Below are 13577 nucleotides of genomic sequence, written 5' to 3'. Positions count from 1 at the left end.
CCGCATGGATCAAACACTTGCGCGGAAGCAACGGTCCCGTCGATGACCCACGCGCGGGGGAGCTCGCACAAGCGGCAATGGGACAGGATGCTATCAAGGCGATCTTTGGGGTTAACGGTCTGATGGTCAGCGACTGGCTCCCGACCGATCAGGATATCGCCGCGATCACTGCCGCGCTTTAACCACCCCGCCGTCCGATTGACGGCGGATCAGCGTGAAATCCAGCCATTCATGCGCCGGGGCCACCTTGCTGCGCACCATGCGCACCAACATGTCCACCGCCGATCGGGCCATATCGCTGATCGGTTGGTGGATGGTGGTCAATTCGGGCCAGATCGTCGTGGCCAGCGGCGTATCGTCAAAGCCGCAAATCGACAGATCGCCCGGCACATCCAGCCGCCGCGCATGGGCCATAGCGACCGTGGCGGCAGCCATATCGTCATTGCTGGCAAAGATCGCGCTGGGCGGCTGAGCTGCTGCAAGGATCGCCTCGGCGGCCTCCAGCCCTGAGCGATAGGTGAAATAGCCCTGCGCGACGATTGTGGGATCGGGGAGCAGCCCAGCCTCGGCCAGAGCTGCGAGATAGCCCTGATAGCGGCGCTCGCTCGCGCTTTGATCGGGGTTGCCTTTGATAAAGCCGATGCGGTGATGACCCTGCGCGATCAGATGGGCGGTCATCGCCCGCGCCGCCGCGAAATCGTCGATGCACACTGAGGCGATATCCTCACGCGGCACACCCGGCGCAACGGCCACCACGGGAATGCCCTCTGCGGCCAGAGCCGCCAGCATCGCCTCGGATTCGCATAGGGGCGGAGGCAGGATGATCCCGCTGATCCGTCCGCGCCGCAAATGGGCCACCATATCGGAGACGCTGGCCTGTTCGCCGAATTTTTCGACCATCAATTGCACATTCAGGCTGCTGGCGCGGTCGAGGCTGCCCATCAGAAATTCTGAGAGGTATGCCGAGGAAGGATTTGAATAGACGAGAGCAATCCGGGTATCCTCACCCCCTGCCAATTGCCGCGCCGCCGCCGATGGCGCGTAATTCAGCGCAGCAATCGAGGCCTCGACCTTTTCGCGCGTGGCCGGGCGCACCGCCGCCTCGCCATTGATTACGCGTGAGACCGTCATCGGCGAAACACCGGCATGGCAGGCGACATCGGCAATCGTGGGAGCATTACGCTGGCTGCGGGAACGGGTCATGATGCGCCTTGGTAGCGCATATCATTGTCCCGCCGCAACCTATCCTCCGCGCGCGGCCTTGCTCTTATCGCTCAAAGCCTGAACCTCGGCGGTCGTGACGATATTGTCATGGTTGGCATCGGCCAGATCGAAGCCGCGCGCCGGCCCATTGACGAATTCATCGCGGCTGATCCGGCCATCGTGGTTGGCGTCGAATTGCTGGCGCATTGCCTGCAATCGGGGCGCGAAATGGCCGGCCAGCAAGCGTGGCACGTCATCGGCCGAGACAAATCCATCGCCATTGCGATCAAACCGGGTGAATTGCCCGGCGCGATAGGCCTGAAATTCGGCCCGCGTCACCTGACCATTGCCATCGGCATCAGCCTGCGACAGGCGCTGGGCAAGATCGGCGCGATCAACCGCCATATTCTGCGCCACAGCGGGCGCCGCGATCAACAGGCCAAGACAAAGGCCGATGGTTTTCATGGCATCCCTCGCCATTAAGCGTTGCGTATCGGGAATCTCCCGACGCGCCACCATCGTCCCAAGCAGCTCAATTGGCAATCACCCGAAATTGCTCCAGCGTCGCCGGGGTGAAGTCTTTGGCCCGCACCGCCTCACCGATCAGCAGAAGGGTCGGGTCATCATCGCTGATCGTGGCGACGAGGAAGGCCAGCGCCGAGAGCTTGCCCCGGATCAGGCGTTCATCGGGGCGCGAGACATTGACCGCCACCATCACCGGAGTTTCCGGGGCGCGCCCCGCCGCGATCAGCCCCCGCGCGATCTCGCCCGCCGCCGCGCGGCCCATATAGACGCCCACGGTCTGGCTCTCGTTCGCCAGTGTCGCCCAATCCAGTTTCAACGGCTCGCCTGCGCGCAGATGGGCGGTGACATAGGTGATCCCCCGTGCCGATCCGCGCAGCGTCAGCGAAGCCCCTGCGCTGGCCGCCGCCGCGCTGGCGGTGGTGATGCCGGGGCAGACCTTGGCCACTACGCCGCCCTGCGCCAGATGCTCGATCTCCTCGGCGCTGCGGCCAAAGACCGAAGGGTCGCCGCCCTTCAGGCGCACCACGCGCTGGCCCGTCAGAGCGGCCTCGAGCAACAGGTCGTTGATCGAACCCTGCGCCTTGCTGTGGCGACCCGAACGCTTGCCCACGCTGACCATACGCGTGCCGGGACGGACCAGCGCCAGCACGCCTTCGCCCACCAGCGCGTCATAGAACACCACATCGGCGGCGCGGATCAGCCTTTCGGCCTTGCGCGTCAGCAATTCGGGATCGCCCGGGCCTGCGCCCACCAGCCAGACCATACCTGCGGGAAAATCATGGGTCATTCCGCCGCCTCCATCATCTTTGCCAGCATGCGCGCCAGAGCAGGGCGGCAAGAGCCGCAATTCGTGCCCGCACGCGTTTCTTCGCCAATAGCCGCCACGCTGCACGCGCCCGCGCAGATGGCTTCCTCAATATCCTTTTCGCCCACGCCGTGACAGACGCAAACAATCGCGCCGCGATCGGGGGCGGGCGTGCTGGGCCGCGCGGCCAGCCATTCGGTGGCCTCACCATCCGCGCCCAATTGCTCGGCAATCCATGCGCGGGCGGGCAGGGTGCCTTCGCGCGTTACGAACAAAGCCCCGGCAAGAGCGCCATCATCGCCGCGCACCGCGATGCGCCGCATGCCTCGCACATGGTCGGCCACTTCCAGCCGCTCTCCGGCGGGCAGCAGGCCGGCCACTTCGACCGCGCCCATCCCGGCCAGTTCATAAAGCCAGCCACCTTTAACCCGCGACCGGCTCCAGAACAAAAGCCCTTCAGGCGCCGCCGGTTCCTTGAGCAGAAGAAATCCGCGCCATTCGGGGGCCACCGGCTCCACTTTTGCGGGCGTGTTCTTGAAGGCGGGCTGGCCCGAAACCGGGTCCACGCGCTGGGCGGGCAAGAGATTGGCGCGCGCGCCGCCCGCCATCACATCGGTCCAGTGCATCGGCACAAAGATGTCGCCGCGCCGCTGGCCATCGCTGACCCCTACGCGAAACACCGAGGCGCCATTGGCCGTGGCCACGCGGGCCAGACCGCCATCGTCCAGACCATAGAGCATCGCATCATCGGGGTGGATTTCGAGCAGAGCCTCGCGCCGATGCTGGGCCAGCGTGGGGGCATAGCCGGTGCGGGTCATCGTGTGCCACTGGTCGCGATAGCGCCCGGTGTTGAGACGCAGCGGATAGGCCGGATCAATCGCCAAGGCCATCGGTGCACGCACCGCCACCAGCCGCGCGCGGCCATCGGGCGTGCTGTAGCCATCGGCCAGCGGATAATCGCCGCCCCATTGAAACGGCGCCATCGCATCATAATCGGCATCGGAAATTTCGGCATAGGGGGTCAGATCCAGCCGCCGCCCATAGCGCAGCGCCAGCGCCGTCATCGCCGCATATTCGCGCCAGATTGCCGCCGGGCGGTCATAGGCAAAGGCATCGCCCCAGCCCATGCGCGCGGCGACCTGGCCCATGATCCACCAATCGGCCTTGGCCGCGCCGGGGGCGGGGAACAGGGTGCGCTGGCGGCTGATGCGGCGTTCCGAATTGGTGACCGTGCCGTCTTTTTCGCCCCATGCGTGAGCGGGCAGGCGGATATGGGCAAAGCGGCCCGTGTCAGTGTCGGCAATCGCCTCGGACACCACCACCGTGGGGCAGCGGGCCAGAGCCTCGCGCACGAAACCGACGTCAGGCATGGATGCGGCCGGGTTGGTGGCCATCACCCAGAGGAACTTGATCGACCCGTCATGAATGGCGCGGAACATGTCCACTGCCTTCTTGCCTGGGCCGGAACAGATGTTGGCGGTGTTCCAGAAGCCCGCCACATCGCGCAATTCGCCATCCGAAAAACCCAGATGGCAGGCCAGCATATTGGCAAGCCCGCCCACCTCGCGGCCACCCATCGCATTGGGCTGGCCGGTCATGCTGAAAGGCGCGGCGCCGGGCTGGTTGATGCGGCCCATGGCAAGGTGCAGATTGGTGATCGCATTGCCCTTGTCGGTGCCGCTGGAGGATTGGTTTGCCCCCATCGAGAACAGCGTGACCATGCGCGGATGAGCCGCGACCAGATCCGCCAAAGCGGCGAATTGATCCGCCGGGACGCCGGGATCGCAGGGCAGGCCAGCCCAGAAACCATGCGGCACATTCAGCCCCGCATCATCGGTCAGCCCGCGCGCATGCATCTCGGCCAGCAGAGCGTTGAATAGAGCCACATCGCCGTCAGGGGCCAGCGCCACATGCAGATCGGCCTGTTCGGCGGTTTCGGTGCGGCGCGGGTCGATCACAACGATCTTGGTGCCGCGCGCGGCGCGGGCCGCTTCCATCCGCTGCCAGATCACCGGGTGGCACCATGCAGTGTTGCTGCCCACCAGCAGGATCAGATCGGCCTCTTCAAGGTCGCTGTAACTGCCGGGCACAATGTCTTCGCCAAAGGCGCGATTGTGGGCGGCAACGGCGCTGGCCATGCAGAGGCGCGAATTGGTGTCGATATTGGCGCTGCCGATGAAGCCCTTCATCAGCTTGTTCGCCACGTAATAGTCTTCGGTCAGCAATTGGCCGGAGACATAGAAGGCGACCGCATCGGGGCCATGGGTCTCGATTGTCTCGCGCATCCGGTCGGCCACTTCGTCCAGTGCGGCGTCCCAGCCGACCGTCTGATCGCCGATCATCGGAGAGAGCAGGCGCCCGTCCAGCGCCACCGTTTCAGCAAGATGCGTGCCCTTGGAGCAGAGGCGGCCATGGTTGGCGGGGTGCTGACCGTCGCCCTGAATGGTGACGGCGCGCTCCCCCGGCACTCCTGCCTGCAGGGGGGCGGCCGCCACCTGAGCGGCGATGCCACAGCCAACGCCGCAATAGGCGCAAGTGGTGCGGATCGCCGCCTTGTTCATACCGCGGCCTCCGGTGCCTTGGCCGAGACCAGCGCATCGCGCTTGAGATAAAGGCGTCCGGCATCCTCGCGGATGGGGATGGTGGGTACGCAGCCCTTGTCATCGCCCAGCGCTTCGCCGGTCTTCAGGCTGATGTTCCAGCTATGCAGCGGGCAGGTCACGACATTGCCATGCACGATGCCCTGCGAGAGGGGCCCGTGCTTGTGCGGGCACTTGTTGACCAGCGCATAGAACTGATTGTCCAGCGTGTGGAAGATGGCGATTTCCTCGCCCCCTTGCACCGGCAGGGTGCGGGCATTGCCGGGGCTGATCTGCGTGGTCGGCCCGATGTCGATCCAGTCACCAATCATTCTGCGGCCTCCTTCATCTGCATAGTGGGAAAGGGACGGAACTCGGCCAGATGCTGGTGGAGTTCGGCGTCCTCACCGGCGGCGCGGCGGGCCCATGGGTCGTCCTGCATGAACTGTTGCGAATAGTGGAAACGCTCGGCCAGCTTGGCGACGGCTTCGGGGTCGTCGAACAATTGCGCCTTGACGTAATCGAGGCCGACGCGTTCGATCCACGGCGCGGTGCGTTCCAGATACCATGCCTGTTCGCGGTAGAGCTGGATGAAGGCGGCGCAGACATCGAGCGCTTCCTGCTCGGTCGTGACCTTGGAAAGCAGATCGGTGGCGCGGACATGGATGCCGCCATTGCCGCCGACATGCAGTTCATAGCCACTGTCCACGCAGATCACGCCAAAGTCCTTGATCGTGGCTTCGGCGCAATTGCGCGGACAGCCCGATACGGCGATCTTGAACTTGTGGGGCATCCACGAACCCCAGGTCATCTGCTCAGCCTTGATGCCAAGGCCGGTCGAGTCCTGCGTGCCAAAGCGGCACCATTCCGAACCCACGCAGGTTTTGACCGTGCGCAACGACTTGCCATAGGCATGGCCCGAGACCATCCCGGCGGCGTTAAGGTCGCCCCAGATCGCGGGCAGGTCTTCCTTTTTGATGCCAAACAGGTCGATGCGCTGGCCGCCCGTCACCTTGACCAGACGGGCCTGATACTTGTCGGCGGCATCTGCAATGGCGCGCAATTCGTCGGGGGTCGTTACACCGCCCCACATGCGCGGGACCACCGAATAGGTGCCGTCCTTCTGGATATTGGCATGCATACGCTCGTTGACGAAGCGGCTCTGCTGATCGTCAACATACTCGCCCGGCCATGCGCAGAGCAGATAGTAGTTGAGGGCAGGGCGGCAGGAGGCGCAGCCATCGGGCGTCTTCCACGTGAGCTCCTGCATGACCTGCGGAATGGCCTTCAGCTCTTTTTCCACGATCAGGCGGCGCACGTCATCGTGGCTGAAGGTGGTGCATTTGCAGACCGTCTTCGGACCCGACTTCACATCGTCGCCCAGCGTCAGTTTCAGCAGGCTTTCCACAAGGCCCGTGCAGGAGCCGCAGGAAGCCGAAGCCTTGCACTGGCTACGCACAGCGTCAAGGCTGCAGGCGCCGCCCTTGATGGTCGATACAACGGTTCCCTTGGTCACGCCGTTGCAGCCACACACTTCGGCATCATCCGAAAGGGCGGCAACGGCGGCATTAGGGTCCGCGAGGGCGCCTCCGCCTTGGGCAAAGGCCTGACCGAAGATCAGGGCTTCGCGGATGTCGGAAACGTCTTCCTCGCGCTTGAGCAGGTCGAAATACCAGCTGCCATCGGCGGTATCGCCATAGAGCACCGCGCCGACCAGCTTGTTTTCCTTGACGATCACGCGCTTGTACACACCGCGCGCGGCGTCGCGCATAACGATGTCTTCGCAGTCAGCCCCGCCGGAAAAATCACCGGCCGAGAACAGGTCGATCCCCGAAACCTTCAGCTTGGTCGAGGTGACCGAGCCGGTATAGCCCGTGGGCGCAGCCACCGCCGCATCGGCCAGCGAACGGCACATTTCCCATAAAGGGGCGACCAGACCATAGCAGATCCCGCGATGCTGAACGCATTCGCCCACCGCCATCACGGCCGGATCGCTGGTGACCATGTGATCGTCGACCATGATGCCGCGTTCGACATCAAGGCCCGCCTGACGCGCCAGCGCAGTCGAGGGGCGGATGCCCACGGCCATCACCACGATGCTGGCGGGGATCTCGCGGCCATCCTTCAGCTTGACGCCGACGACCTTGCCATCCTTGCCCAGAATTTCGGCGGTGTCGGCCCCGGTCAGGATCGTTTGGCCCCGGCGTTCCAGTTCGGATTTCAGCAACCAACCGGCGGCCTCGTCCAATTGGCGCTCCATCAGCGTGGGCATCAGGTGCAGCACGGTCACATCCATGCCGCGCAGCGACAGGCCATGGGCCGCCTCCAGCCCCAGCAGGCCCCCGCCGATCACCACCGCATGGCCGCCATTCGCTGCGGCAGCCAGCATCCGATCCACGTCATCCAGATCGCGGAAGGACACCACGCCCGCCAGATCCTTGCCCGGCACCGGGATGATGAAAGGTTCAGAGCCAGTGGCGATCAACAGGCGGTCATAAGCTTCGATGCGACCCGAAGCGCTCGTGACGGTCTGTGCGGCGCGATCAATCGCAACCACCGGATCGCCCGAAACCAGCGTGATGTCGTTTTCGACGTACCACTCGGCCGTGTTGATCACGATGTCGTCAAACTGTTTCTCACCGGCCAGAACCGGCGAGAGCATGATGCGGTTATAGTTCACCCGCGGTTCGGCGCCAAAGATCGTGATGGCAAAGCGGTCTGCATCGCGGGCGAGGATTTCCTCCACCGCGCGGCAACCGGCCATGCCGTTGCCGACCACAACAAGCCTTTCGCGCAAATCGCCTTCGGGGATTTTCACAAGGTTGGGGGCATTCACCTCGGGCACTCCTGGGTTTTGCGCGCCAAACAGAAAAAAGCCGCAACGAAGCCATCCGTTGGGACGGTTCGATGCGGCTTCGTTGCCACGCATATGTTGGATGGTATGCGATGGTTCCGGTCAATCCGCCCGACGCTGGGCGAGGAACCAATGCATGTATGGGCTCATCTTACCGCATCGCAGCCTATCTGCAAGAGATTTTGTGCGGTTGCGAAATATTGTGGTTAGTCATTTGATTTAAAATGCATATTCAGCCTGTAGCCAGAACTTTTTGGTATCCGCGCCAAAGCCCTTGGCCTGATAATCGGCATATTTGACCAGCCATGTGATCTTGCTGATTTTGAAGCCGATCTGGGCGTCCAGCTCGTTGCCATATTTCAGGCTGTTCACCGCGCTGCCGAACCAGTGATAGGTCACGCCATAGTTCAGGCCGGGCAGAGCCTTAACCTTGGGAAACTTGCCCGCAACGCCCACATAGGTGTCGGCAAGGCCATTGGCGGGCGTGGTCAGGAACAGGTCGGCGGTGCCGTTGAACTTGTGCAGCGTGGCCATCGGCGTCTGGAACGACCATGTGCCGCCCGTCGCGCCGCGATCCGCGCCCAGCTCTTCATAGCCGCCGGTGAAGGTGGTGTTCATGACATTGAGCGCGGCTTCGCCAAAGTAATAATCGGCATTATAGGACTTGGCGTTGCGGTCATAATTGCGCTGGTTGGCATAGCTGCCGGTCAGCACGAAATTGATGCTCTTGGCCAGCTTGATGGGCGCCGTATTGCCGCGAACGCCGTAGGTCTGCGAGCTGTCCAGCGTGCTGCGCGCCGCCGCGTTCGAGAAGGTCGTCTTGTCGTAATCAAGGATATAGGCAAAGCCCTTGATCGACCCCAGCGCGTTCTTCAGCCCGCCGTTGAGGAAGATGAAGTGGCCGTTATAGGCCGTGCGCGGGCCGCCATCATTGCCGAAAATCGTGCGCTGGCTGATGGCATAGGTGGCGTCCAGCGAGATCGGGCCGCCATTGACAGTGCCGCGCACCGCGTCAAACGTCTGCTCATTCTGGCGCCAGCCCACCGAGCCGACAAAGCGTTGATCGTCCAGATTGATCCGCTGGCGGCCTACAGTCAGGCCGATGCCCTGCTTCTGATAGGCGATCTGAAACCGGTTGAAGGCGGCGTTCTGCGGATCGGGGATGACGGCCTGAGCGCTGCGATACTGGCTGCTGGCGGTGTTGGCATAGGGGAAACCATTGTAACGGTCGTCCAGCGCCACCGTTCCCGTGCCCTCGACCAGCGCCGAGAGGCCCGAAGCCTTGTGCTTGATTTCCGCCCCGGCGCGAACGCGCAGCGTGATGGCGTCCGCACTCTTGGTCGTGGCATCAACATCTTCCCAGCGCAGGCGCGCATCGACAATCGGGTCAAACGTCATCGTGCCATCGGCAAAGGGCACCGGATCGCCAAATTTGGGCGCAGGCGCAGCAGCATAGGCAGTCGTGGCGATTAACGCGATCGGCGCGGCGGTCAGCAGATAACGGATCATGGCTCGTCCCCTCATGGAAAATCTGCCCGTTCAAAAGGCAAAGCTCTCCCGATCCCGCCCTGGCGGGTTAATGTTCTGATTGCTGTTTTATATCGGCCAGCGCGGGTCCGGTGGGGCAGGGCGTAAAACGCAAAAAGCCGCCTCGATCCGCTTCCCCTTGCTTGGGGAACAGACCGGGCGGCGCCATTGCCACGAAACTTTTGCTGGCGTTTCGGCTCCATCGGCAGGGCCCGTCTTTGGGCCCAACCTCTCGAAACGCACATTGGTTTTACGGCGAGGCTTGAAATTTCAGCAAGCGCTTATTCCGCCGGAAACCGCCGCCTACGCTATTTGGCGTAGGAATCTTGCGCCAGATAGCCCGCCAGATCATGCGGATCAAAGATGCGCCCATCAAAAAACGCATTCTTTTCCAGCGTGATAAGCCCTTGCTGCGTCCCCACGACCATCGGCTGATGCAGGCTGCCTTCCACCTTGGACGAGGCGCCCGGCAAAGGAGCATCCGTTCCGGTTAGCGCGCTGCGGTAAACATCGGGGCGGAAAACCCGCGCGACCTTGACTTCGTCCTGCGGGTCATAGGGCGTGCGATCCCAGCGCAGCATTTGGGAATAAAGCCATTGCGCTTGACTAACCCACGGAAAATTCGCCGCTTCCCGATATTGAAACATAAAATCGGGGAAATGGATCAGCTCGCCGCCTTTGTGCAGCAACAGCCGGTCGCCCAGCGCGCGCAGGATCAGATTGACATCGGCATTGAGATATTCAGGTCGCGCCAAAATCGCCGCATTGGTGAGCAGCGCCTCGGGATCGACGAATTGGCGCGCCGCGCGGTGCAGCGCGCGGATCAGCGCTTCCACTTCTTCACGGCGCGATTCCATCACCGATTCGCGCATGGCCAGCACCTTTTCCACCCCGCGCCGCCACACTTGCGCTGTTGCCAGAACGATCGTGCCCGCGCCCCGTTCAACCGCGACGCTGTTCCACGGTTCGCCCACGCAAATGCCATCGACATCGCCCGCCTCCAGCGCATCGGCGCAGAAAGGCGGCGGGACGGTGGTGATTTCAACATCCTCATCGGGCCGAATGCCGCAACCGGCCAGCCAGTAGCGCAGCATATAATTATGGCTGGAATAGCGATGCACCACACCAAAGCACAAAGGATGGCCTGCCGCCTTGCGCTCCATCGCAATTTCGCGCAGCGCCGCGCCCACCGCCACCGGATCGCCCAAGGCGCCTTCGGGTGCAACCTGCTGCGCCAGATCGGATTTCAGCGTGATCGCATTGCCGTTCAGCCCCAACACAAAGGGCGCCGACAGCGGCTGGGCAGGGCGCCCGCGCCCCAGCGTGGTGGCAATCGCCAGCGGCGCCACCATATGCGCCGCATCCGTGTGGCCATAAAGCAGCCGGTCGAGCACCGTAGCCCAACTGACATCCTTGACCAGTTCGAGGCGGAGCCCTTCGTCGGCGGCAAAGCCATGAACATGGGCCAGAATAGGCAAAGCCGCATCGACCAGAGGCAGGAAACCGATGGAGAATTTGGTCGTCATGCTGCCCCTCCGATCAATTTATGCGCGGTGACCACCGCATCGGCGATTTCGGCAATGCGCTTGCCCTGGTTCATCGCGGTCTTACGTAATTCGGCGTATGCCTCCGGTTCGCCCAATCCGCGCGTCTGCATCAAAATGCGTTTGGCCTTATCGACGGACTCGCGTTCGGCCAATTTGCTTTGCGCAACAGACAGTTCTGTTTGCAGGCGCGAAAAGGCATGGAAGCGCCGGATGGCCAGATCAAGGATCGAGCGGATGCGGTGCGGGGCAAAGCCATCGACCACATAGGCCGACACCCCGGCATCTATGCTGGCGCCGATGGATTCCTCGTCGGAGTCATCGACGAACATGGCGATGGGGCGGGCCAGAACGCGGCTGACGGCGAAATATTCCTCCAGCACGTCACGGCTGGGATTTCCTAAATCCATCAATACGATATCGGCGTCAATTTCCGAAATCCGGCGCACTAATCCACGCCTCTCGGTGATCACGAAAATCTCGCAATCGCCAAGCTGCGCCAACCCCTCCTGCATGACGCTGGCTCGTACCGCGCTCTCATCGATGATCGCTATTCGCATGGATTCTCGATGGCGGCGGATGGGCCGCAACGCAAGGGGCTTTGCGTGATTTCCAATTTGCTCTTGCATAAGCGAGACGAATCCGGCATTTTTATTTCGCAGCTGCCGCAAAGACGTGGTCGGCTATTGCAAAATCATTTTTCATCAATTCAGTCGGCAATGGCGCCGCTCCTTTTCAGCAAGGTGCCGCGCCATGTCGAATCGACTTTTACTTCCATACCAACACCGCAATCAGAGCCGCAAAGAGCAGCGCGGATACGCCTTTCCAGAAGGCGACCGGATGCCGCTCGATCAATGCGGGTTTGCGCAAGGGCGTGCGCTCGACCGCCGCGCCGCCTTCCAGCGCACGCAGCAATTCAACCACATCGCCAAACCGGTCCTGAGGCTGGATCGCCACCGCGCGCAACAGGACAGCGTCGAGCCATCCGGGCAATTCGGGCCGCGTGCGGCTGGGCGGAGCGGCCTCGCGGAAACGCGGGCGGCTGAAGGCCTCGGCCTCGCCATAGGGCCAGACGCGGGCGAACAGCCGCCACAGCGTCACGCCCAGCGCGAATTGATCGCTTTCCTCGCTGCCCGCCTCGCCGGAAAACATTTCGGGGGCCAGGTAGGACGGCGTGCCGGGGATCTCGTCGCCGGTGAAATCCTCGATGCGGGGCAGGCGCGCCACGCCAAGATCGACCAGCTTCAACCCACCCTCTCGCGGCAGGATGACGTTCTCCGGCTTGATGTCGCGGTGAATGATGCCCTGACGATGCAGCGCGGCCACCGCGCGGGTCAGGCCGACGGCAATGCCCAGCGCCTCGTCCAGCGCGATGGGGGCCTTCATCCGCTCTTCCAACGTTTGCCCGTCGTAAAAGGGCTGGACCCCGTAAAGGCGGGTCTGGCGTTCGAGCGAAACGGGAATGGCGCCGCCCACGAAGGGGCTGCTCACCCGGCTGCCGATCAACAATTCGCGGGTGAAAGCCGAGCGCGCGCCGCTTTCGGACAGCAGGGTCGGCTTGGGAAACTTAATAACCACTTCGGCACCATCGGCAGTATCGGTGGCGCGGAACAATCGCGTGTAGCGCCCGTCGGACAGGATGCTTTCCAGCCTGAACCCGTCAACGCTCTCGCCCGCTTCGGGCGGCGGCAGGATGGGCAGGCGGGCAAGATCGCCCGCAATTGCATCATGGCCCATGGCGGGCAGGCTGACCACATCGAGCACCAACGCGCTGGCATTATCCTGTCCGCCCGCATCCAGCGCAGCGGTGGCAAGAGCCTGTGCATCGGCTTCGGCCGACTGCCGCTGGCTCAGAATTTTCTCGATTTTTCGCGCCGACAGGACGCCATGCACCCCGTCACTGGTCAACAGCAAACGGTCATGCTCGGCCAGCGCGATCTCGTGATGGTCCAGCCGCAACTCCTCCTCCAGCCCCAGCGCGCGCAGCAGGATGTGGCGCCGGTCCGGGTGGGAATGGGTGTGGTCCTTGGTGATCTGGCTGAGATGCCCATCGCGCAGCAGCCATGCCCGGCTGTCGCCCACATGACAGACATGGGCGCGGCGGCCACGCAGAACCAATGTGGTAAAAGTGGTGGCGCAATGCGCCATAGCTTCGGACCTGCCCATGGCCGAAAGCCAACGGTTATACGGCGCCATCACACGGTTGACGGCGGCGGCCACGCCAATCGTGTCGCTCTGCGTGAAATATCCGTCGAGCAGGCTGGCCACCGCCAGTTCCGCCGCGATCCGGCCACCCTTGCCGCCCGACACCCCATCGGCCAGCGCGGCCACCATCCCGCGCCCCGCACGCTCGATTTCCGTGCCGAGGTAAACTCCGGCAAAGTCCTGATTTTCCGCGCGCGGCCCGCATTCGCTGGCCACACCCGCGCTTACCCACAACCTGCCTTCGTCGCGCATGTCCCGCCATCCCTCTCACGTACACACGCGATTGGCAGGCTGGCCAAGGCGCCCGTCAAGCCCTTAAATCCCATCACCGTGGA

Annotated in this window: 10 protein-coding genes and 1 pseudogene; 1 reads left to right on the top strand and 10 read right to left on the bottom strand. The window is 63.2% G+C overall.

Annotation, left to right across the window (positions count from 1 at the left end; genetic code table 11):
* Window positions 1-182, top strand: a pseudogene (locus GGR38_RS24030) (mannitol dehydrogenase family protein); the annotation flags it as partial.
* Here GGR38_RS24030 and GGR38_RS22875 read toward each other — a convergent pair.
* The 10 genes from GGR38_RS22875 to GGR38_RS22830 form a co-directional block, all read right to left on the bottom strand.
* A complete protein-coding gene (locus tag GGR38_RS22875) occupies window positions 166-1203 on the bottom strand; it encodes a LacI family DNA-binding transcriptional regulator (RefSeq protein ID WP_183629172.1) in 1038 nt (345 codons plus the stop codon). The pseudogene GGR38_RS24030 and the gene GGR38_RS22875 overlap by 17 nt on opposite strands.
* Before the next feature lie 39 nt (window positions 1204-1242).
* On the bottom strand, window positions 1243-1668 hold the full coding sequence (locus tag GGR38_RS22870) for an EF-hand domain-containing protein (RefSeq protein WP_183629170.1): 426 nt from the start codon (window positions 1666-1668) through the stop codon (window positions 1243-1245).
* Window positions 1669-1735: 67 nt separating this feature from the next.
* A complete protein-coding gene (gene cobA / locus GGR38_RS22865; protein WP_183629168.1) occupies window positions 1736-2515 on the bottom strand; it encodes a uroporphyrinogen-III C-methyltransferase in 780 nt (259 codons plus the stop codon).
* Window positions 2512-5094: a nitrate reductase gene (locus GGR38_RS22860; protein WP_183629166.1), complete on the bottom strand. Its 2583-nt coding sequence runs from the start codon at window positions 5092-5094 to the stop codon at window positions 2512-2514. Before GGR38_RS22860 ends, cobA begins: the two co-directional genes overlap by 4 nt.
* Window positions 5091-5444 (bottom strand): nitrite reductase small subunit NirD, encoded by a 354-nt coding sequence (gene nirD, locus GGR38_RS22855; RefSeq protein WP_183629164.1) that lies wholly within the window; start codon window positions 5442-5444, stop codon window positions 5091-5093. Before nirD ends, GGR38_RS22860 begins: the two co-directional genes overlap by 4 nt.
* Window positions 5441-7948, bottom strand: coding sequence for a nitrite reductase large subunit NirB (gene nirB, locus GGR38_RS22850; RefSeq protein WP_343059210.1), 2508 nt, complete (start codon window positions 7946-7948; stop codon window positions 5441-5443). Before nirB ends, nirD begins: the two co-directional genes overlap by 4 nt.
* A gap of 237 nt (window positions 7949-8185) precedes the next feature.
* Window positions 8186-9475: an alginate export family protein gene (locus GGR38_RS22845; RefSeq protein WP_183629160.1), complete on the bottom strand. Its 1290-nt coding sequence runs from the start codon at window positions 9473-9475 to the stop codon at window positions 8186-8188.
* A 326-nt stretch (window positions 9476-9801) separates the two neighbouring features.
* Window positions 9802-11019, bottom strand: coding sequence for an ABC transporter substrate-binding protein (locus GGR38_RS22840; RefSeq protein ID WP_183629158.1), 1218 nt, complete (start codon window positions 11017-11019; stop codon window positions 9802-9804).
* Window positions 11016-11597, bottom strand: coding sequence for an ANTAR domain-containing response regulator (locus tag GGR38_RS22835; protein WP_183629178.1), 582 nt, complete (start codon window positions 11595-11597; stop codon window positions 11016-11018). The genes GGR38_RS22840 and GGR38_RS22835 overlap by 4 nt, the downstream gene beginning before the upstream one ends.
* A gap of 208 nt (window positions 11598-11805) precedes the next feature.
* Window positions 11806-13494, bottom strand: coding sequence for a bifunctional protein-serine/threonine kinase/phosphatase (locus GGR38_RS22830; RefSeq protein ID WP_183629156.1), 1689 nt, complete (start codon window positions 13492-13494; stop codon window positions 11806-11808).
* Window positions 13495-13577: the final 83 nt, after the last annotated feature.

This window comes from Novosphingobium sediminicola, assembly GCF_014196525.1.
Lineage (GTDB): Bacteria > Pseudomonadota > Alphaproteobacteria > Sphingomonadales > Sphingomonadaceae > Novosphingobium > Novosphingobium sediminicola.
The sequence above is the reverse complement of the archived record's forward strand: the minus strand, read 5'-3'. Positions and strand labels throughout refer to the sequence as shown.